This window comes from Rheinheimera sp. (assembly GCF_037442345.1).
Taxonomy (GTDB): Bacteria; Pseudomonadota; Gammaproteobacteria; order Enterobacterales; family Alteromonadaceae; genus Pararheinheimera.
Window position 1 is genome coordinate 115,561 of record NZ_JBBIQL010000007.1, and the last position, 20,279, is coordinate 135,839.

The following is a 20,279-nucleotide window of genomic DNA, read 5'->3' on the forward strand; positions in this document are numbered from 1 at the left end:
ACAATCAGCGCTGTGAAATTGGCTTATGGGCGGACGCTCGCACGCTGGATAGCGGCACGTTCTTCTTCGGTCAGACGCTGACGGGACAGGCCGAGGTAAATGGCGCCATGCACCTGCGTGGCCAGTTGCAATGGCGCGGCTTTCACCTGCAACGCCAGGTCTGGTTTGGCCGCCAGCAAATCTCTGGCTTGGGCTTTGGTCGCCACCATCGCATCCAGCCTGCCTGCAGCCAACATGGCAAACCCTTGTTCCAGCGAACTCACTTCCGTGGTTTTCAGCGAGGGTAAATCCTGCAGTAAAGGGGCACTGTAAACCGCGCCACGCACTACACCCAGTCTGTAGTGGAGCAACTCCTGACGCGACTGAATGGCTTTAGCCTGCTTAGGTTGGTACAACCATTCTGGTTGGGCCTGGCCATAAGGAAGCAGGTGCATCATACGGGCCCGTTCATCCGAATAATTTAAGCGGGCTATTAAATCGACCTGGCCTTGTTGCATCAGTCGCAGACAACGGGATAACGGAGTTGGGGGAGTAAAGCTCACACCAAAACCGGCCGCCGCAACGAACTTCCGTACCTGATCAACGACGGGCCCTTTGGGTTCAGCGCCATCAAACTGATGCCGGCCCGGTGCATTATCCAGACACCAGAGCAGATCCCTGGCTGGCAGCGGGCCGCTGACCAGCAGCAGAAGCAACCAAAGATGGCGCATCAGGGTTCGACCAGGTAGGTCGGGCCTTGGGTCAGCGGATCAAAGGCGTATAGCCGTTTGACAGTGCCGTCTGCCACCATCGCAGCGATAGCAGCTTCGATTTGTGGTTTGAGCTGTAAATGAGGGCTCTTTCTGGACAGGCCAATATTAATGTAACGTTTTTCGACTACCGAAAAATCGACAGGGGCGCGGCGAAATTTAAAATGCAGCTCCTGCTTCTGCGCAATCACGTCCAATGAACTTTGGGTTGGAACCACCAGGCCATCGACGCGGCCCCGCAACAGCATTTCAAAGCCGGTGGCGATGCTGTCAATTTCAACATGGCGGGACGATTCGCTCATCATTTTCATCAGGCTGGGGTGGTAAGTGTAATTGCGCACCGTGGCAATACGCAAAGTGACCAGCTGGTTCAGCGCCTGGATGGCTCTGCTGTCAGACCCGAGCAAATACAGGGATTCAGCGATACGTTCATTGTAAGGAAACAGCCACATCGTAGTGGCGCGTTCGTCGGTGTAGTTCAGGTTGCTCATCAGATCGACGTCACCGGTTTCCATCTGACGAAAACAGCGGGCAGACGGGGTTCTGGCGGTAAATTTCAGGGTAAAACCGGCACGTTTCGCCAGTTCCTGCATCAAATCGACCGAAGGGCCATAAGGGGCCTTGCCATCTTCATAGGCATGAAAACGCGGAAAGTGGTCCAGACACCAGGTCAGCGTGGGGTGCACCTGTTCTGCCCACACAGAGTGGCTGAGCAATAACAGCGACGCGAGCAGCCTGGACCACATAGACACACCTAATTGGTTGAAGGAACTTCCATCACGCCGTCAATTTCGATCTGGGCGCCCCGGGGCAGAGCGCTGACCTGCACTGCAGCGCGGGCCGGGTAGGGCGCACTGAAATGCTGACTCATAATTTCATTGACGGTGGCGAACTTGCTTAAATCAGTCAGGAAGATAGTCACTTTGACCATATCATTCAGGCTGCCGCCTGCCGCCTGACAGACGGCGGCCAGGTTCTGGAACACTTGCTGGGCCTGAGCGGCAAAATCGTCAGATACCATGTGCATACTTTCCGGTACCAGCGGGATTTGACCGGACAGATAAACTGTGGTGCCAATTTTGACTGCCTGGCTGTAGGTGCCAATAGCGGCAGGAGCTTTGTCTGTACTGATGATGACTTTAGACATCTGTGGTTACTTCCTTCTGTATACTTTAATCACATCCGGCAATACCCGGATTTTACGCATCACATTGGCCAGATGAATGCGGTCGCGGACGGACAGGGTTATTTTGATCACATACTCGCCGGTGTCTCTGTCGTCTGTGGCTAAGTCCTGAATATTGGAATCCTGTGACGCAATCACAGTGGTTAGTTTGGCCAGCATGCCTTGCTTGTTGACGATAAAGACGCGGATATCCGCCAGAAATTGTTTATCACCGGTTTTGTCCCAGCGCACCGGGAAGTATTTACCCGGCTCTTTTTCCCAACCACGAATATTGCGGCATTCCACGCGGTGTACGTTCAGGCCTTTGCCTGGCGTGGCGTTGGCGGCGACGTCATCCCCCGGGATAGGGCGGCAGCATTTGGCAAAGGTGACTAACATGCCTTCAGAGCCAATGATCAGCGCTTTCGGTTTGTCGGTTGGGGCCAGTGGCAGTGCCTGTTCATCACCGGATTCAAAGCCTCCCAACAAGCGCCGGGCTATGGCGATAGGCAGTTGGTTGCCCAGACCAATTTCCACCAACAGCTCGTCCAGCGATTTTTGTGTGGTGCTCTGCAGCACCTGTTCAATACGCTCCATGGGAATGGATTCGAGTTTAGTGTCACCCAAAGCGGACGTCAGCAAGCGGCGACCTAAGGTAATGGCTTCGCTGATTTGTTGTTTTTTCAGGTAGTTACGTATACCTAAAATGGCGCGGCTGGTCACCACATGGTTCAGCCAGTTGGCGTTGGGTTTACCGCCAGGGCTGGTAATAATTTCGACCGTCTGGCCGGTTTCCAGTGGCTTGTTCAGCGGGTAAGGCTTGCGGTCAACCCTGGCTCCGACACAACGGTTGCCAATGTCGGTATGCACTGTGTAGGCAAAATCCACTGCATTGGCCCCAATAGGGAGCTCCACAATTTTGCCTTTGGGCGTAAACACATAGAGCTCGTCCGGGTACAATTCAGACTTAACATTTTCCACAAACTCATAAGTGTTGCCCGAACTTTGTTGCAGTTCGAGCAGGCTTTGCATCCAGCGCTGAGCCCGAATTTGTGCTGTGGTGTTTTGTGTCTCTCCGGCGCCTTTGTAGGACCAGTGTGCAGCCACCCCTTTGTCCGCCATTTCATCCATTTCGCGGGTGCGCATCTGAATTTCCACCGGAATACCGTGTGGGCCGATCAAAGAGGTATGTAACGACTGATAACCGTTTTGTTTGGGGATAGCAATATAGTCTTTAAAGCGGCTTTCAATGGGTTTGAACAGATTGTGCACCACGCCCAGCACCCGGTAGCAGTTGTCGATGCTGTTGATCAGCACGCGAAAGCCATAAATGTCCATCACGTCGTTAAACATCAGCTCTTTGCTTTTCATTTTGCGGTAGATGCTGTACAGGTGTTTTTCCCGGCCTGCCACTTCAGCTTCAATGCCTGCGTCACGAATACGCTGTTCAATTTCGTTCTGGATTTTCTCGATAATTTCTTTGCGGTTGCCGCGCGCCTGTTTGACCGCGGTTTCCAGCGCCCGGTAACGCATAGGGTATAAAGCTTTAAAGCCCCAGTTTTCCAGCTCATTTTTAATATGGTGAATACCCAGGCGGTTGGCGATAGGGGCGTACAGCTCCAGGGTTTCGCGGGCAATGCGGCGGCGTTTCTCCGGCTTCAGGGCACCTATGGTACGCATATTGTGAGTGCGGTCGGCCAGTTTAATCAGGATCACCCGGATGTCCTGGGTCATCGCCATAAACATTTTCTGCAGGTTGGTCACTTCAAATTCTTTTAAGTCCTTGAATTTGACCTTATCAAGCTTACTGACCCCTTGCACCAGCTCAGCCACAGTGGCACCAAACTGACGGGCCAATTCGTCTTTGCTGACCGGTGTGTCTTCAATCACATCATGCAGCAAGGCGGCCATCAGGGTTTCATGGTCCATGCGCATATCCGCCAGAATGCTGGTGACTGCGACAGGATGAGTAATATAAGGCTCGCCGCTGGAGCGGATTTGCGGGGCGTGCGCATCACGCGCAACCACATAAGCCTGCTGCACCTGAGCCACTTGCTCCGGTGGCAAATACGCGCTGATTTGCTGCTTCAGGCCTTCAAACAAATACATTCAGAACTCCCCAGACCACCACGCATGGGCGTGCTCTTTGAATATACGTGGATTTAGAGCAGTTGCCAACGGCAGGGCGCCGTTGGCACGGGAGAGGCGGTCTTAGTCGTCTGAACCGATGATGGCGGCAACGGCAGCCATTTCAGAGGCTTCCTGCTGCAGCTGGTCACGACGTTCCTGTTGGTTCAGGATGTCTTCCGTGATCAGGTCTTTTTCGATTTCACGCAGGGCGATCACAGTGGCTTTGTCGTTTTCCGGATCCACCATTGGCTCTTTGCCTTCCACTGACAGCTGGCGGGCACGGCGTGCGGCGACCAGGATCAAATCAAAGCGGTTACCAATTTTATTTACTGCATCTTCAACTGTTACGCGAGCCATCAGCCACTCCAGTGATATAGGTTCAAATTAAGACCGCATAGTCTACTCTATTTGGCCGGATTCGCCAACAGGCCCGTCAGCAGCGCGCTCTGGCGTTGCACCTGTTTGGCTTTGCGCAGGCGATGGCTCAGGATCACCGCTTCAAATTCAGCAATGGCCTGCTGCAGATTGTCGTTGACTATCCAGTAATCGTACTCGTCAGCATGGCTTATTTCTGCCCGGGCCTGAGCCATCCGGCCCGCTATCACTTCAGCGCTGTCCTGTCCACGTTGGTTCAGGCGCTGCTCCAGTGCGGCAACGCTTGGCGGCAGAATAAAAATGCTGCTGATAAAAGGCAGCTGCGCTTTCATCTGACGGGCACCTTGCCAGTCAATATCCAGGAATACATCAATGCCACGGGCCAGCTGGTCGCTGATGGCGCTTTTCGAGGTGCCATAATAATTGCCAAATACTTCGGCCCACTCGAGAAACTGTTGCTGTTCAATCAGCTGTTGAAAGCTGGGGACGTCGGTGAAATGGTACTGTACGCCATTGGTCTCACCAGGGCGTGGCGCTCTGGTGGTATGCGAAATGCTGAGCTGCATATCGGCGTGCTTTTTTAATAACGCGTTAATCAGCGTGGATTTGCCGGCGCCGCTTGGTGCCGAAATAATAAAGAGATTACCTGGTAAGTCCTGCATGACGCTGTCTGCTGTTGTAGCCAAAAGGCGATTTTAGCGCTGAGCGGTGTGACTGCCAACCACTCAGCGTTTTTTCGCTTTAATCGACAGGGTCAGCTCAAAGCGGGCCATCACTTCGTCGCCATGCAGCGAAGGGCAGGTCACATGAATAGTGACCGTCTGATTCACCCGTTCACCGCTTTGCAGCGACTGCTCAATCATCTGGTCGATTAAGGCGCCGTCATTGCTGACAAAATGCACATCGGCTTCAGGCCGTTTTAAAAACTCACCTTTCACGTCTTTAAAGGCAAAATGGATCGACAAGCCACGCTGGCGGGCTTTGTGAAACACCAGAAAGGCGCCGGCTAAATCGGCGCCTATGGCCAAAGCGCCGAAATAAATACTGCCAAGATGGTTTTTGGTACGGCGGTGATGCGGCATCCGGATCACGGTGCGTTGGTCATCCAGTTCAATAATCCTGGGTCTGCAAAAGCCAATCAGGGGAATGTAACGAAACCCAAACCACCATAATTGCCAGTTGGCTTTGCGTAATGCGTTCATGTTCTGCTCCATATTCTAACTGGTCGGAGCTTATCATTTGGGTGGGGATTTCGCGAGTTTTTGCTGCCATTGTCGGTCAAATTGCAGCTTTGCCTGCTGCCGCTGCTCTGCACACCAGGCAATTTGCGCTGTGTCCCGCACGCCATAACACAGTGCGGGCTCGCGGTAAAACTTCAGCCAGGCTTGCTGTTGTTCACCCTGATAAGGTGCAGTCAGCAACAAGTGACTGCTGGAAAAAGCCCGGCCTTTCGCCAGCTGCGACAGATCGCCGGATTTTGCCGGGGGGGTATTTTTGCTTTGGACTGATTTCGCCTGCTGCTGGTCGAGACAATTTTGCAGACGGCTCGACAAAAGTTGTTGTTGTCGCTGTAATTTTGGTAATTCGTTCAGGCGATAACCTTGTTTCAGTTGTTGCTCCAGCATGTTCAGTCTGACTTCAATGTCTGAACAGGCTGCTGCAGCCAAACGCCAACTGATTAGAACAAAGCACAGGCAAACCAGCGATGGGTTCATCCTTAAACCCCTTATTGGTTAACATAAAGTAAATAAAACATAGCTGGTTTTTGTGACCTTGAGGTCAAAACCGGCCCAAGGTTCAGGCAATGCACAATAAAGGCTGGAGAATGAAGATAAATGGAGCTGTGATCCTGCTGGCAGCGCTGCTTGGCATCAGTGGTGTTCAGGCACAACAAGTGCCTAAAGTGCCGGTGCGGACGGCGCTGGTGCAACAGCAGGATATGCAGGTTTGGATCCGTGGCATAGGCCGGGTCAAACCAAAACAAAGTGTGGATATTCGTCCTCAGGTGGATGGGGTGCTGCTGGACATCCTGGTCAAAGAAGGCCAGATGGTGAACAAAGGCGATCTGCTGGCGGTGCTGGATGACCGGGCTATAAAGGCTGCGCTGGCTCAAGCCAAAGCGCAGCATGGGGTCATCAAAGCTCAGTTGGAGTCGGCCAGGCTGGACCTGCAGCGTTTTCTGAACCTGAGCACAACCCAGGCCATTTCACAGCAAGTGCTGGATCAACAAAAGGCGCTGGTGCAGCAACAGGAAGCCCAGTTGCGCAGTGTTGAAGCGGCGATTCAGGCGCAGCAAGTGCAATTGTCTTTTACCCGCATCAGCTCCCCGGTCACAGGCCAGGTGGGCATCCGCAATGTGGATGCCGGTAACTATGTGCGGTCCGGCGACAGCCTTGGCCTGTTTTCGGTGGTACAGCTGGACCCTATCAGTGTCGAAATAGCGTTGCCGCAGTCCAGGCTGCCCCAGCTGCAGCAACTGATGCAGCAAACAAGGCAACAACAGCAGGTTCCGGTCCAGGCTTTTCTGCAGGATGGTGCTGAGCTGTTGGCTCAGGGGCTGTTGCAGGTGGTGGACAACAAAGTCGCTGCAGGCACAGGCACAGTGCGTGTCAAAGCTGATTTTGCCAATCCAGACCACAAGTTATGGCCTGAGCAGACGGTGGTGGTGGCGCTGCAACAAGAGAAATTGCCAGGTGCACTGACAGTCCCGCTGCGTGCACTGGTACAGGGGCCGGACGGGCCTTATGTCTGGCTGAATGAGCAGGGCAAAGCCAAAACGCAGCCTGTGCAACTGGTGTTGCAGGAGCAGGATCTGGCGGTTGTTTCAGGGTTGCAGGCCGGCCAGCAGGTGGTGGTTGACGGCCAAAACCGGCTAAAACCGGGTGCTGAACTGGCGGTGACTGCCGAGCCTCGCCTGGCGGCCAGCAAGGAGCAGCAGCCATGAAAGCCAGAGGCGTGTTTGCCTGGTGTATGGCGCATCCGATAGGCACAGTGCTGCTGGCTTTGGCATTAGTTCTGCTGGGCTTGCTGGCCTTTCCGCGTTTATCGGTGGCGCCTTTGCCTGAAGCGGATTTCCCGACCATTGAAGTGAATGCGCGTTTACCCGGTGCCAGCGCTGAGACTATGGCCTCGGCGGTGGCAACGCCGCTGGAAGTGGCGCTCAGCGCTGTGCCCGGTATTGCCGAAATGACGTCCAGCAGTGCCTTGGGCTCGGTCAGCATTACGCTGCAGTTTGTGCTGGAAAAAGACATTGATGCGGCCGCGCAGGAAGTTCAGGCGGCGCTGAACCAGGCGCAGGGCCGCCTGCCCGATATGCCCAATGCGCCGACCTGGCGTAAAGCCAACCCGGCCGACAGCCCCATTCTGATTATTGGTGTGACCTCGGCCACCTTGTCCCGTACCCAGGTAAGCGATCTGGCCGAAACCGTGCTGGCGCGGCAACTGACCCAGATTAACGGCGTGGGTGAAGTTTTTATTGGCGGTCAGCAAAAACCGGCCATTCGTATTCAGGCCAGGCCTGAAGTGCTGGCGGCTGCCGGTATCACACTGGCCGATATTCGTGCTGCGGTGCAACAAGCCAGTGTCAACCAACCCAAAGGGGCCTTGTACGGCAACAGCAAAGTGTCCACCTTGTCGGTCAATGATCAGGTGTTCAGTGCAGAAGAGTATGCCAACCTGATTGTCACTTATCAGAATGGCGCACCGGTGTACCTGCGGGATTTAGCGGTGGTGAAAGCCGGTGCTGAAGACGATTATGTCGAGATTTCGCCGAATGGCGAGTCCGGCGTGGCGCTGATTATCCGCCGGCAGCCTGGTGCCAATATTGTTGCGACAGCGGATAGGATCACCGCCGCCTTGCCGCAGCTGACCGCCGCCTTACCAGCGGATGTCAAAGTGGAGGTGTTTAACGACAGAACCCGCACCATTCGCGCGTCTTTGCATGAAGTGGAGCTGACGCTGGCTATTGCCGTGGTGCTGGTGATTGGCGTGATGGCGGTGTTTTTACGCCAGTGGTCGGCCACCCTGATCGTGACCGCTGTCCTGTTGATTTCGCTGATTGCCACCTGCGCTGTGATGTATGTGGCGGGCTTCAGTCTGAACAACCTGACGCTGGTGGCCATTGTGATAGCCGTTGGTTTTATCGTGGATGACGCCATAGTGGTGATTGAAAACATCCATCGTTATCTGGAGCTGGGCTACAGCAAAAAAGAAGCGGCGCTGCGTGGTGCTGAGGAAATTGGCTTTACCGTAATTTCGATCAGCGTGTCGTTGATTGCGGCTTTTATCCCGCTGCTGTTTATGGGCGGTATTATTGGCCGCTTGTTCCTCGAGTTCTCGTTAACCGCGGCGGCGGCCATTTTAATTTCCGTGCTGGTTTGCTTAACGCTGGCACCGACTTTAGCCTCATTGTTTATGGACAAAGCGCCGCATCACAGTGACAACCCCGGGCTGTTTGACCGGCTGATCGGCCACTATGACAGAGTGCTGAGCTGGGCGCTGGACCACCCTAAAACCATGCTGGCAGTGTTTTTCCTGACGATTGCGGGCAGTGTCGGCAGTTTTATTGCCATTCCGAAGGGATTTTTCCCGCTGCAGGACACTGGTTTTATTATTGGCACTACGCAGGCAGCTTCTGATATTCCGTATGAGGACATGCTGGCCAAACACAAACAGCTGGAGCAGATACTGCGCAACGACCCGGATGTGACAGGCTTTAATCATCTGGTGGGCGGCAATGCATCCAATGGCTCAGGCCGGGTCTGGATAGTGTTAAGTGATCCGGACGACAGGGAGGCGGATGCCAATGCCATTATCGATCGCTTAAGGCCGCAGTTCAGTCAAATTCCGGGCTTACAGGTGTTTTTACGTTCAGCGCAGGATATTAATCTCGGCGGCCGAGGCTCCCGTGCTCAATACCAGTACGTACTCAAAGCGCTGGACAGCGACGAGCTGGCACAGTGGACCCACGCACTGACCAGCAAGCTGCGGCAAAACCCGATCTTTACGGACCTGTCGAATGATTTGCAGTGGGACGCCAATATTGTCCGGCTGGATTTAGACCGTCAGGAAGCGGCCCGCCTTGGCTTTAGCGCGGCGGATTTAGACCAGGCGCTGTATGACGCTTTTGGTCAGCGTCAGATCAATGAATACCAGACTGAGACTAACCAATACAAAGTGATACTGGAACTGAGCCCGGATCAGCGCGGCACAGCACAAAGCCTGGATTACTTCCATTTGCGCTCTCCCCGTACCGGTGAGCTGGTGCCTTTATTGGCCTTTGCCAAAGTGCTGCCGGCCGAAGCTGGCCCTGTGGTGATTAACCACCATGGGCTGCAGCCGTCCGCCAATATCTCGTTTAACCTGGCCGCTGGTGTCGCACTGGGCGATGCGGTACAGGCGCTGGAGCAGGCCAGGACAGAACTGGCGATGCCGGCCTCTGTGCTGGGCAGTTTTCAGGGCGCAGCCCAGGCATTTCAGGAGTCCTTGGCCAGTCAGCCCTTGCTGATCCTGACGGCTTTGCTGGCGGTGTACATTATTCTGGGGGTGCTGTACGAAAGCTTTGTGCATCCGCTGACTATTTTGTCGACACTGCCTTCGGCGGCCATTGGCGCCATTTTACTGTTGTGGTTCTGGGGGCTGGACTTCTCCATTATGGCGTTGATTGGCATTATTCTGCTGATAGGCATAGTGAAGAAAAACGGCATTCTGATGGTCGATTTCGCGCTGGCAGCGCAGCGTGAACAGGGGCTGTCGGCCAAAGAGGCCATTCATCAGGCCTGCCTGGTGCGGTTCAGACCCATTATGATGACGACCCTGGCCGCTATTCTGGGGGCTGTGCCACTGACCTTGGGTTTTGGGACTGGTTCTGAATTGCGGGTACCGCTGGGTGTGGCTGTGGTGGGCGGCCTGGCGTTCAGCCAGGTGTTGACATTGCTGACGACCCCAGTGGTCTTTATGACACTGGACCGGCTGTTCCTGCAAAAACGCCGGGCGCTGCAGGCAGAGCAGGCGGTTGTCTAAGGCTGAACCCGGCTGCAGCAACGTAGCCGGGCAGTTTTTGATAGCGCTACCAGATTGATCAGTTTTTTAGAAATCACTACACATCGCTGCTATCCAGGTTTTTCATAGCGTTAATCCATATGCTTCCGCAATTCTATTGTCGCCAGATATAAAATGGTTGCGCAATCATTTTGTGTCGGTTAATTTATTGCCGGGTATTTAACCTCTGCTGGTTTTTTGAACGTTTCAGGCTTGTATTGGCTGGGTTTTGTGAGTGGCGATGCAGAAAATCAGTTAAAAATTCTAAATAAATCAACAGGTGTTAGCGCTATCACGCTAATAAAGACCGGGGTAAGGTGACAAAAGTGAAAGAATTCAGACCAACGCAGGCGGCGCTGCTGATCAGTGCAGCCCTGGCGTGTATGGCCTCAGCTCAGGCGGAACAACAGGCCGCTGCTGAGCGTGAAATTGAAGTGATCCAGGTGACTGCCACCAAAAGGACCACGACCTTAAGAGAGACTCCGCTGGCGGTCACGGCTTATGATCAAAAAGCGCTGGATAAGAACCACGTGATCCAGCTGGATGACTTGCAGGGCGCTGTTCCCAGCCTGCAAATTGCGCAAAACGGTACCCAGAACACCCCAATGGTGTATATCCGTGGTATAGGGTCCTCTGATCAGACCGAAAGTGGTGACCCGGCGGTGGCTTTCCATGTGGATGGTGTCTACTCAGCCCGTTCGCAGGGCGCATCGGCGCTGATGTTTGACTTAGAAGGCGCCGAAGTACTGCGTGGTCCGCAAGGCACATTATTTGGCCGTAACGCCACAGGAGGTGTGGTGAACCTGCACACCGCCAAAGCCCGTCTGGATGGTTTTGAAGGCAATGCTGAAATAACGCTGGGCAATTATGACCGCAAAGCCGTGCGCGCCATGGTGAATGTCCCGGTGTCTGAGACTCTGGCGTTTCGAGTTGCCGCTGCGACGGATCAATCGGACGGCGTGGTGGATTTTCTGCCGGGGTCAGCCATGGGTGAAAAGTACGGCTCGACCGATTTGGCTGCTGCCCGTTTCAGCACCTATTACCAGCCAACTGACCAACTGGACTGGTCTTTATCTTACGAACACTTTACCGATCAGGGCACTGGCCATATTCCAACCCTGACGGGAGGCGACGACCGCAGCTCTTATGTGCAGGTGCCAGGCTTTAATGACTTTGTTATTGATTCTGTCCGCACCCGTATTAACTATGTGTTTGAAAACGAACTGGAATTATCTTATATCGGTGGTTATACAGACTCTTCCCGTGAATCCTTATGGGACCGCACCTGGAGCCTGACCAAATACGAATGGGGTGGTTGTGTTGACTGCACCCACGAAGCCGTGCAGCACGAGTTGCAGCTGAAAAACGAAGACAGCGCCCGCTGGCAGTGGATGGTGGGTTATTTCTTCTTTGATGAAAGCAACAAAACTATTTTCGACATAGTGCACCCGGACGTGGATTATGAAGGTGGCACTACACCCAACCCGAACCTGTGGTCGACCTATCGCCAGCCAGACCGCGGTTTACGCTCGAACAGCCTGTATGCCCAAAGCACCTTTAAACTGACCGACGACTGGCGAGTGAGTGCTGGCCTACGGTACACCAATGACAAACGTTGGGACAAGGGCGGACGCAATATTATGTGTCCGGTGAAAAAAGGTACGGAAACCATGGAGCCAAACACGGATTATGTTGGCCTGCTGGACCCGGATAACCTGCTGGGGGGCCTGGCGCCAAACAAATATCTGGTTCAGCCGGGACAATGCTGGGTGGATACCTACAACGACACCAGCCCTGAATGGTCAAAAACCACCGGGATGGCGCGCTTAGAATGGGACATGAATAAAGACATCATGTTCTATGGCTCGGTCGCCACCGGCTTTAAATCCGGCACTATCCAGGACGGCAACAAATACACCGGCACTGGTCCTTTCACCAAAGCCGATCTGGACGCCATTATTGCAGCCAACAATAACGAAGCGGCAGGCACCAATGCCTATGTGGCGCCAGAAGAAAACACCAGCATTGAACTGGGCATGAAAGGCTTGTTCCTTGACGGCAGCCTGCAACTTTTTGGTGCCTTGTTCTCCACCGAATACACCGATCTGCAGGTCACCAGTAACGTGGTGACCGCGACGGGAGCTGATTTGCTGCGTAAAACCAATGCGGGTAAAGCCACCATCAATGGTCTGGAGCTGGAAGCCAAGTACCTGGTCAGCGCCAATGGCGAGCTGAGCTTTGCCGGCTCTGTTCTGGACGCTACTTACGATGAGTTCCTGACCACAGATTCCAAGTACGGTGCCGGTGGTATCGCCTTTAACCCGTCTGCCGGTATGCCTTCGCAGCCGAATCTGCTGGATTTCAGTGGTAACCACCTGGTGCTGGCGCCTGAGTTTTCCGGCTCTGTCAGCTACGAGCACTTTGTCGGCCTGGACAGCGGCGCCACTGTAACACCACGTGCCCGTGTCAGCTACTCGTCAGAAGTCTGGTTTGACCCGGCCAACCGTGGTGACCGCCCTGAGGGATTCCGCAACCTGCCTTATGCGGCAGATATTGACCGCCAGGATGCCTACGCCAAGCTGGATTTGAGCCTGAACTACCAGCCATCAGACGGCAACTGGAGTGCGGAAGCCTTTGTGAACAATGTGACAGACCGTGACATTAAAAGCGATCAGGGCCGGACTCATGGCGATGCAGTACCCAACTTTATGTGGCAGTCGCCACGGACTTTTGGGGTGCGCTTCAGCGTCAGTTTCGATTAATTCCTGCCTGCCGCTCCTTCACCGGAGCGGCTTTTGCCCTTGTTTTGCACTCCAGCCGGAGTGCTTTTTTTTGCCTGAGGGCAAAGAATGAACCTGATCTCAGGTGGAAGCGCGGCGGATAATCTGATAGCCCACGTCAATGGGCGCTTCTGGCACGGCTTCGCCTTTATTGCGGGCCACCAGCAGCTCAACCGCCTGTTTGCCCATGTCAAAGCGTGGTGAGGCAACAGAGCTGATGCCTGGTTCCACCAGAGCCGAGGCTTCCAGATCATTAAAGCCGCAAATCGCCAAATCCTGCGGCACCCGCAAATTCATCCGTTTGCTTTCAAATAAAGCACCCAAGGCTAAATCGTCGTTGCAGCAAAACACAGCATCACACTGACCGGCCGATTCAGCCAAAACGGCCTGCAGCAATTGTCCGCCTAATTTGATGGACGAGGATTGTGGCGTGGTGATTACATAGGTCTGGCAGGCATCAGGCCAGGCGGCAACCGCCTGTTTAAAGCCGGTCAGCCGTTGCTGGGTGCGTGGGTCCATCCGGGCCCCGATAAAGCCCAGTTTACGGTAACCCTGCTCAAGCAGATGGCGGGTCATATCGCGTCCGGCGGCCAGATGCGAAAAGCCAATATTTAAATCAATCGGCTGTTCGGTCAGCTCCATCAGCTGCACCACCGGAATACCGGCGTTTTTCAGTAAACGTTTGGCATAGTCGGTCTGGTCTGTACCGGTCAGGATCATGCCTTCAGGCGACTGGCTGAGCAGGGTGGCAATCAGTTTTTCTTCTTCCAGCGGCGAGTAATGGCAATCCCCCAGGATCACCTGCAACTGGTGCTGTTTCACAGCGCTGTATACGCCTTGCAGCACTTCGTTAAACACAATGTTGGATAAAGACGGAATAATCACCGCCAGCACCCCGGAACGGTTAGACGCCAGTGCGCTGGCGGCGTGGTTGCGGATATAACCCAATTGTTCAATCGCAGTTTCCACCTGATGCCGCAGTTTATCCGAGACTTTTTCCGGATTGGTTAACACCCTGGAGACGGTAATGGCGCTGACTCCGGCCAGTTGGGCCACATCTTTAAGGTTGGGTTTTCTGTTCATGCAATCCTGCCTTGCTGTTCCGGATTCACCTTAACGGAAAGCAAAGAAATGGTCAAAATGGTTGCGCTAACATTTTGTCTGAATTAAGCTCTTGGCACGTCATTTTTGAGCTTAATTTTTGATGCAGCAACAGACTTGTTATCAGAGCCTGGTACTGATGGGGGTCGCAGGCAGTGGCAAATCCACTATGGCGCGGCTGCTGGCAGAGCGGTTGGGCTGGCAATGCCTGGAAGGCGATGACTTTCATTCTGCCGAAGGCAAACAAATGATGGCCGCAGGCCAGCCTTTGGCGGCAGCGCTTCGCCAGCAGTGGGTGGACCGCCTGTGTAACGTGTTAAAACAGTATCAACAGCAGCAAAAGCCTGTAGTGCTGAGCTACTCTGGTTTGATTAAAACGCAGCGTGAACAGATCCGTGCCGCCGCCTGGGCACCGCTGTTTGTCTATCTGAAAGGCTCGGCTGAGTTGTTGTCGCAGCGTCTGGCTGAACGGAAAAACCACTTTATGCCGGAGTCCATGTTGGCCAGTCAGCTGGCCACCATGCAGGAACCAGAGCAGGAAGCCGATGTGCTGATCCTGGATATCAGCCAAAGCAGGGAGCAATTGCTGCAACAGGTGCTGGGCAGACTGATTGGCTGATAACGCAATCATGGAGTTGCGCTTTGTGATAAGTGCAATGGTACAAGCTAACAACATAACAAAAGAGAGACAGGGTGACAGCAATCAACAAGCAACCTGGCTGGCTGGAAAAGCTGGGCTACGGTGCCGGTGATATAGGCTTTAACTTTTATTGGGCCAATATCTCAGCCTTTTTACTGATCTTCTACACCGACGTCTTTGGTATCTCGGCCGCCGCAGCTGGCACCATGATGCTGATCACCAAGGTGATCGACGCTTTTACCGACCCCTTAATGGGGGCTCTGGCTGACCGGACCCAAACCCGCTTTGGTAAATTCAGGCCTTACCTGCTGTGGCTGGCCTTACCGCTGGCTGGCGCCGGGGTGCTGACTTACAGCACACCGGATTTAGACGCTGACGGCAAACTGGTGTGGGCTTATGCCACCTACAGTCTGCTGATGCTGATTTACACAGCCATCAATATTCCGTATTCGGCGTTGTCCGGTGTGATGACCAATAACAGTCAGGATCGCACCACCCTGGTCAGTTTCCGTTTTATTGGTGGTTTTACCGGCGGCATTCTGGTGACTTATCTCACGCCCAAGCTGGTGGTCTGGCTGGGGCAGGGCGATGAAGCGCTGGGCTGGCAACTGACCATGGCAGTGTTTGGAGTGGCGGCAGCGCTGCTGTTCCTCTGGACCTTTGCCGCCAGTTGCGAGCGGATCCAGCCGGTGAAAACTGAGCGCCATCCAATAAAACAGGATTTGGCCGATCTGGCGGCCAACAAACCCTGGCTGGTGCTTTTTGTACTGGCGCTGGTGATTATGATCACCATCACCATGCGGGCCGCCAGTGGCGTTTATTACTTTAAATACTATGTGATGCGGCCTGAGCTGGTTGGCGAGTTCTTGTCGTCTTATATGCTGGCACTGGCGTTAGGAGCGGCTTCGACCCCGTTAATGACCCGCTTTCTGCCAAAAAAACAACTGATGATGCTGTTAATGGCACTGGCCGGTCTGTTGTCGATCAGCCTGGTTTTTGTGCCGGCGGATCAGATAGGGCTGATTTTTGCCGTGAACCTGGCCATAGGTTTTGTGCTGGGCCCTAAGTCACCGCTGGCTTTTTCCATGTATGCCGACACCGCCGATTACAACGAATGGCGCACTGGCCGCCGGGCGACGGCCATGACCTTCTCGGCGGCGACCTTTTCGCAAAAGCTGGGTGGCGCCATCGCTTCGGCCAGTATTGGCTGGCTGCTGTCGCTGATGGGGTATGTGGCCAATACTGAGCAAAATGCCGGTTCGCAGCTGGGCATCCTGCTGATGATTTCGGTGATCCCTGGGGTGGTGGCCCTGTTGGCCGCGGCCGTGATGTGGTTTTACCCGCTGACCGAATCGCAGTTGTTGCAGATGCAACATGAACTTGAACAACGAAAACTAACCGCACCGGCGGTCGGACCCACAGAATGAAACCTATGACGACTCCACTCATGAGCCCCAGCGCTGACGGGCAGCGCTATGAATTATTCAGTCCAACCGCCATGCCACAGGCGGGGGCCTTTTTATGGAATTCACAGCTGATGATCCAGCTGAACTGCCGCGGTTATGCCACAGCCCAGTTTATGCAGCCGGAGCCGGCCAAATATGCGCATGCGCCGAATCTGGAAGCGAAAACCTTTATGCAACCGGAGCAACCCTATTACGCGCACCACCCCGGCCGTTTTGTCTATATCAAAGACGAAGACAGTGGGGAGATTTGGTCGGTCCCCCATGAGCCGGTGCGCCGCTACGCCGAGCGGTTTGTGTTTTCAGCCGGCAAAACGGATATTGCCTGGCAACTGACGCTGGCCGGTGCAATTGAAGTGGACTGGCGGCTGACGTTAAGTGCAGATCGGCCGCTGGAACTGTGGGCTTTGTCGGTGAAAAATACCGGCAGTCGACCGCGCCGCTTGAGTCTGTACCCCTATTTCCCAGTGGGTTATATGTCCTGGATGAACCAGAGTGCACGTTATCGGCCTGAGCTGCAGGCGGTGCTGTGCTCGTCGGTCACGCCCTATCAGAAGTACCCGGATTACTTTAAGAATAAGTACTTTAAAGACAAAACCTTCTTGTTGGCCGAACAGGCGCCAGTCGCCTGGGAAACCCAGCAGCAGCTGTTTGAAGGCGAAGGAGGTTTGCATGCGCCTTCGGCACTGCAACAGGCAGAGTTGAGCTGTTCTGACGCCGACTATGAAACCCCGGTCTGTGCCATGCAGTACCGGCTGGAACTGGCGGGCGGGCAACAGCAGCAGTACCGTTTTGCCTTCGGCCCTGCTTACGATGAAGCCGAAGTGGCGGCCATCCGTCAGCAGCTGTTTGGTTGTGCTCAGGGTTTCAGTCGGGCCGTGGAGCAGTATCAGAACTGGATGAACCGCTTGCAGCCAGCATTGCAAATTCAGACGCCGGACGCTGGCCTGGATAATTTTGTCAACCACTGGCTGGCGCGTCAGGTCTATTACCATGGCGACGTCAACCGCCTGACCACAGACCCGCAAACCCGCAACTACCTGCAGGATAATATGGGCATGGCTTATCTGGCGCCGACTGTTGCCCGCAATGCTTTTTTGACCGCCTTGGCGCAGCAGCACCAGAGCGGTGAAATGCCGGATGGTATTTTGCTGCACAAAGACGCTGAGTTGAAATACATCAATCAGGTACCGCATGCAGACCAGTGCATCTGGCTGCCGGTCTGTCTGCAAGCCTATCTGGACGAAACCAATGACTATGGCATTTTGCAGCAGCGTCTGCCCTACAAAGACAGCAGCGAACAAAGCACGGTGTTTGAGCACATCTGCCGGGCTATGGGCTGGCTCTGGCTGAAAAAAGATGCACGCAACCTGAGTTACATCGACCAGGGCGACTGGTGCGATCCGATGAATATGGTGGGCTACAAAGGCAAAGGTGTGTCCGGCTGGCTCAGTCTGGCGGCGGCTTACGCGATGAAGTTATGGGCACAGGTCTGCGAGAAGCAGGGGGAACAGCAGCTGGCACAGCAGTATCAGCAACAGGCCGATGCCTTTAACCAGGCGGTGAATACGCATCTGTGGGATGGTCAGTGGTATGGCCGTGGCATTACCGATGACAATCTGGTGTTTGGCGTCCGTAAAGACAACGAAGGCCGTATTTACCTGAACCCACAAAGCTGGGCCTTATTAAGTGGCGCGGCCAGTCCAGAGCAACAGCAACAATTACTGGCTGCAGTGGCCGAGCAATTGCATACCCCATATGGTCCGCAAATGCTGGCGCCAGCTTATACCGGTATGCGGGAAGATGTGGGCCGGGTCACGCAGAAATACCCGGGGTCAGCCGAAAACGGTTCGGTGTACAACCATGCCGCTGCATTTTATCTGTACGCCTTGTACCAGGCCGGCGAGGCGGACCGTGCTTATCAGGTGCTGCGGCAGATGTTGCCGTCTGATGACGAGGCGGATCAGCGCCAACGTGGCCAATTGCCTGTGTTTATTCCGAATTACTACCGTGGCGCTTATCAGCAGTTGCCCCGCACCGCTGGCCGTTCCAGTCAGCTGTTTAATACAGGCACAGTGCATTGGGTGTATCGCTGCCTGATTGAAGGCTTGTTTGGCTTAACAGGGGACGGCGACGATTTGCGTATTGAGCCACAACTGCCGGCACACTGGCCAGCGGCACAGGTGACACGGCAATTCCGTGGGGCTGAAATTCAACTGCATATCCGCCGCGAGGCTGGTTTGACCAAGGCGCAACTGTGGCAGGATGGACATCAATTGCCAGAGTTAAGGCTGACAAAACCTCAGGCCGGGCATCATTATCAACTGACTTTACTACTGCCACTGGAGGCGTAACCCATGACCAGGCTGCGGATTGGATTATTAGGCGCATCACGCATTGCAGAAAAAGCCATATTGCAGCCGGCTGCGCTGCTGGCCAGTGAAGTAGAAGTGCGGGCGGTCGGCGCGTCCAGCGCAGCCAAAGCCCAGGCTTATGCACAGCAATACCAGTTAGCTGCCTGGGAAGGCAGTTATCAGGCGCTGCTGGACCGTGACGATATCGATCTGATCTACAACGCGCTGCCAGCATCCGCCCATGCTGAATGGAGTATAAAAGCCCTGGCTGCAGGAAAATCAGTGCTCTGCGAAAAGCCTTTTGCACTCAATGCGGCGCAAGTACGCGCTATGCTGGCGGCAGCGGAACAAAGTGGTCAGCTGTTGCTGGAAGGCTACCACTACCGCTTCCATCCGGTGTTTTTCAAGGTGCAGCAACTGCTGCAATCCGGTGTGTTAGGGCCTCTGTTGACAGTACGCAGCAACTTTTCGGTGCGTATTGCTGAAACCGCGGGTTCACTGCGGCACCAGCTGGCGTTGGGGGGGGGGCCCTGATGGACTTGGGCTGTTACCCGCTGCACTGGGTGCGTCAGTTACTGGGCAATGAGCTGCAGCTAAAGCAGGCTGCCGCCATCTGCCACACCCAAGGTGTGGATGAAAGTTTCAGTGCCCGTTTGCTGGGGCCGGCGGGTGAGCAGATTTACCTCGGCTGCTCCATGGCCGAACATTTAAGCCGTCAGCATGAAGCTTACCTGGAGCTGCAGGGCTCACAGGGCAAGCTGGAAGTCTTTAATCTGGTGGCGCCTCATCAGGGCCATCAGATTCGTCTGGAGCTCAATGGCCAAAGCCAGACAGAGCAGCTGGAAGGCGAAAGCACTTACTACTACCAGCTGAAACACTGGCTGGATTGCCTGCGAGGCAGCGCGACTCCTTTAACCGGCGGCCAGGATGCACTGCAACAAATGCAGTGGATAGACCGTCTGTATCTGGCTGCAGGTCTGCCGACCCGTTAATACCAAGGTTTTTTTTACTGCGCTGACGCCGGCCCGGGAAAACCTGCAGCCAGCTGGTCCAGCATCACTTCGCTGAAGCGCTGCAATACCAGGCGTTCGGCGTCCTGCAATACATCATCAATTGCGGCATTGACGGCCTGTTCTATTGCGCAGTTATTGTGCTCATCGGTCAGCCCTATGGTAAATAATGAGCCTTCTTTCAGACTTCTGTGAATATCCAACAGACTGATTTCTGCCAGCGGTTTGGCCAGTGTCCAGCCGCCACCATGGCCTTTGCCGGAACTGACATAACCCTGAGCTTTTAAACTGGCCATAGTACGGCGTACCACCACAGGATTGGTGTGCAGCATCTGGGCGATCTGCTCGGATGTAGCGGGTTGTTGCTGGTAATGCATATGCACCAATACATGCAACATGCGGGATAAACGGCTGTCTTTTCTCATCTTTTTCTGATGCTGGTTGGATCTTTGCCTAGTGTACGCTGAATTTTC

Annotated in this window: 18 protein-coding genes; 8 read left to right on the top strand and 10 right to left on the bottom strand. The window is 54.5% G+C overall.

Translation table 11 applies throughout. From position 1 onward, the window contains the following. Positions 1–23 precede the first annotated feature (23 nt). From WKJ04_RS05750 to WKJ04_RS05785, 8 genes are all read right to left on the bottom strand, one after another. Positions 24–710, bottom strand: a complete 687-nt coding sequence (locus tag WKJ04_RS05750; RefSeq protein ID WP_337879542.1) for a transporter substrate-binding domain-containing protein — start codon at positions 708–710, stop codon at positions 24–26. Next, positions 710–1,495 carry a transporter substrate-binding domain-containing protein gene (locus tag WKJ04_RS05755; protein ID WP_337879543.1) on the bottom strand — a complete coding sequence of 262 codons (786 nt, stop codon included), beginning with the start codon at positions 1,493–1,495 and terminating at the stop codon, positions 710–712. Before WKJ04_RS05755 ends, WKJ04_RS05750 begins: the two co-directional genes overlap by 1 nt. 8 nt (positions 1,496–1,503) lie before the next feature. After that, on the bottom strand, positions 1,504–1,896 hold the full coding sequence (locus WKJ04_RS05760; RefSeq protein WP_337879544.1) for a RidA family protein: 393 nt from the start codon (positions 1,894–1,896) through the stop codon (positions 1,504–1,506). A 6-nt stretch (positions 1,897–1,902) separates the two neighbouring features. Then, on the bottom strand, positions 1,903–4,023 hold the full coding sequence (gene spoT, locus WKJ04_RS05765) for a bifunctional GTP diphosphokinase/guanosine-3',5'-bis pyrophosphate 3'-pyrophosphohydrolase (RefSeq protein WP_337842768.1): 2,121 nt from the start codon (positions 4,021–4,023) through the stop codon (positions 1,903–1,905). A 102-nt stretch (positions 4,024–4,125) separates the two neighbouring features. After that, positions 4,126–4,401 (bottom strand): DNA-directed RNA polymerase subunit omega, encoded by a 276-nt coding sequence (gene rpoZ / locus WKJ04_RS05770; RefSeq protein ID WP_337879545.1) that lies wholly within the window; start codon positions 4,399–4,401, stop codon positions 4,126–4,128. Between the two features lie 47 nt (positions 4,402–4,448). Then, positions 4,449–5,081: a guanylate kinase gene (gene gmk, locus WKJ04_RS05775; protein ID WP_337879546.1), complete on the bottom strand. Its 633-nt coding sequence runs from the start codon at positions 5,079–5,081 to the stop codon at positions 4,449–4,451. 63 nt (positions 5,082–5,144) lie between these two features. After that, on the bottom strand, positions 5,145–5,621 hold the full coding sequence (locus WKJ04_RS05780; protein ID WP_337879547.1) for a DUF4442 domain-containing protein: 477 nt from the start codon (positions 5,619–5,621) through the stop codon (positions 5,145–5,147). Positions 5,622–5,654: 33 nt separating this feature from the next. Next, positions 5,655–6,134 (bottom strand): hypothetical protein, encoded by a 480-nt coding sequence (locus WKJ04_RS05785; protein ID WP_337879548.1) that lies wholly within the window; start codon positions 6,132–6,134, stop codon positions 5,655–5,657. 110 nt (positions 6,135–6,244) lie between these two features. Between WKJ04_RS05785 and WKJ04_RS05790 the strand changes: the two genes are divergently transcribed. The 3 genes from WKJ04_RS05790 (at position 6,245) to WKJ04_RS05800 (ending at position 13,220) form a co-directional block, all read left to right on the top strand. After that, positions 6,245–7,363: an efflux RND transporter periplasmic adaptor subunit gene (locus tag WKJ04_RS05790; RefSeq protein ID WP_337879549.1), complete on the top strand. Its 1,119-nt coding sequence runs from the start codon at positions 6,245–6,247 to the stop codon at positions 7,361–7,363. Then, entirely contained in the window at positions 7,360–10,440 is a 3,081-nt protein-coding gene (locus WKJ04_RS05795; protein WP_337879550.1) for an efflux RND transporter permease subunit, read from the top strand. Before WKJ04_RS05790 ends, WKJ04_RS05795 begins: the two co-directional genes overlap by 4 nt. Before the next feature lie 344 nt (positions 10,441–10,784). Next, positions 10,785–13,220 carry a TonB-dependent receptor gene (locus WKJ04_RS05800; protein WP_337879551.1) on the top strand — a complete coding sequence of 812 codons (2,436 nt, stop codon included), beginning with the start codon at positions 10,785–10,787 and terminating at the stop codon, positions 13,218–13,220. A 99-nt stretch (positions 13,221–13,319) separates the two neighbouring features. On the opposite strand, the gene WKJ04_RS05805 is transcribed toward WKJ04_RS05800, so the two are convergent. Then, the gene (locus tag WKJ04_RS05805) at positions 13,320–14,321 is read right to left on the bottom strand and encodes a LacI family DNA-binding transcriptional regulator (protein ID WP_337879552.1); all 1,002 of its coding nucleotides are present in this window, start codon (positions 14,319–14,321) and stop codon (positions 13,320–13,322) included. A gap of 121 nt (positions 14,322–14,442) precedes the next feature. Here WKJ04_RS05805 and WKJ04_RS05810 point away from each other — a divergent pair, with 121 nt between their 5' ends. The 5 genes from WKJ04_RS05810 to WKJ04_RS05830 all read left to right on the top strand — a co-directional run bounded on the left by WKJ04_RS05810 (position 14,443) and on the right by WKJ04_RS05830 (position 19,788). After that, positions 14,443–14,958, top strand: coding sequence for a gluconokinase, GntK/IdnK-type (locus WKJ04_RS05810; RefSeq protein ID WP_337879553.1), 516 nt, complete (start codon positions 14,443–14,445; stop codon positions 14,956–14,958). A 74-nt stretch (positions 14,959–15,032) separates the two neighbouring features. Then, complete coding sequence (locus WKJ04_RS05815; RefSeq protein ID WP_337879554.1) at positions 15,033–16,406, top strand: MFS transporter; 1,374 nt, start codon at positions 15,033–15,035, stop codon at positions 16,404–16,406. Positions 16,407–16,411: 5 nt separating this feature from the next. Continuing rightward, complete coding sequence (locus WKJ04_RS05820) at positions 16,412–18,796, top strand: amylo-alpha-1,6-glucosidase (RefSeq protein ID WP_337879555.1); 2,385 nt, start codon at positions 16,412–16,414, stop codon at positions 18,794–18,796. Between the two features lie 3 nt (positions 18,797–18,799). Beyond that, positions 18,800–19,330: a Gfo/Idh/MocA family oxidoreductase gene (locus WKJ04_RS05825; protein WP_337879556.1), complete on the top strand. Its 531-nt coding sequence runs from the start codon at positions 18,800–18,802 to the stop codon at positions 19,328–19,330. Further along, positions 19,330–19,788, top strand: coding sequence for a Gfo/Idh/MocA family oxidoreductase (locus tag WKJ04_RS05830; protein WP_337879557.1), 459 nt, complete (start codon positions 19,330–19,332; stop codon positions 19,786–19,788). The genes WKJ04_RS05825 and WKJ04_RS05830 overlap by 1 nt, the downstream gene beginning before the upstream one ends. 14 nt (positions 19,789–19,802) lie before the next feature. On the opposite strand, the gene WKJ04_RS05835 is transcribed toward WKJ04_RS05830, so the two are convergent. Next, positions 19,803–20,231 (bottom strand): Rrf2 family transcriptional regulator, encoded by a 429-nt coding sequence (locus WKJ04_RS05835; protein WP_337879558.1) that lies wholly within the window; start codon positions 20,229–20,231, stop codon positions 19,803–19,805. Positions 20,232–20,279: the final 48 nt, after the last annotated feature.

Bases quoted from the DNA above. Each gene is read 5' to 3' on its own strand.
- WKJ04_RS05805 (WP_337879552.1), bottom strand. From the start codon at position 14,321: ATGAACAGAAAACCCAACCTTAAAGATGTGGCCCAACTGGCCGGAGTC.
- spoT (WP_337842768.1), bottom strand. From the start codon at position 4,023: ATGTATTTGTTTGAAGGCCTGAAGCAGCAAATCAGCGCGTATTTGCCA.
- WKJ04_RS05750 (WP_337879542.1), bottom strand. From the start codon at position 710: ATGCGCCATCTTTGGTTGCTTCTGCTGCTGGTCAGCGGCCCGCTGCCA.
- WKJ04_RS05795 (WP_337879550.1), top strand. From the start codon at position 7,360: ATGAAAGCCAGAGGCGTGTTTGCCTGGTGTATGGCGCATCCGATAGGC.
- gmk (WP_337879546.1), bottom strand. From the start codon at position 5,081: ATGCAGGACTTACCAGGTAATCTCTTTATTATTTCGGCACCAAGCGGC.
- WKJ04_RS05820 (WP_337879555.1), top strand. From the start codon at position 16,412: ATGACGACTCCACTCATGAGCCCCAGCGCTGACGGGCAGCGCTATGAA.
- WKJ04_RS05810 (WP_337879553.1), top strand. From the start codon at position 14,443: ATGCAGCAACAGACTTGTTATCAGAGCCTGGTACTGATGGGGGTCGCA.
- WKJ04_RS05825 (WP_337879556.1), top strand. From the start codon at position 18,800: ATGACCAGGCTGCGGATTGGATTATTAGGCGCATCACGCATTGCAGAA.
- WKJ04_RS05755 (WP_337879543.1), bottom strand. From the start codon at position 1,495: ATGTGGTCCAGGCTGCTCGCGTCGCTGTTATTGCTCAGCCACTCTGTG.
- WKJ04_RS05830 (WP_337879557.1), top strand. From the start codon at position 19,330: ATGGACTTGGGCTGTTACCCGCTGCACTGGGTGCGTCAGTTACTGGGC.
- WKJ04_RS05835 (WP_337879558.1), bottom strand. From the start codon at position 20,231: ATGAGAAAAGACAGCCGTTTATCCCGCATGTTGCATGTATTGGTGCAT.
- WKJ04_RS05790 (WP_337879549.1), top strand. From the start codon at position 6,245: ATGAAGATAAATGGAGCTGTGATCCTGCTGGCAGCGCTGCTTGGCATC.
- rpoZ (WP_337879545.1), bottom strand. From the start codon at position 4,401: ATGGCTCGCGTAACAGTTGAAGATGCAGTAAATAAAATTGGTAACCGC.
- WKJ04_RS05780 (WP_337879547.1), bottom strand. From the start codon at position 5,621: ATGAACGCATTACGCAAAGCCAACTGGCAATTATGGTGGTTTGGGTTT.
- WKJ04_RS05760 (WP_337879544.1), bottom strand. From the start codon at position 1,896: ATGTCTAAAGTCATCATCAGTACAGACAAAGCTCCTGCCGCTATTGGC.
- WKJ04_RS05785 (WP_337879548.1), bottom strand. From the start codon at position 6,134: ATGAACCCATCGCTGGTTTGCCTGTGCTTTGTTCTAATCAGTTGGCGT.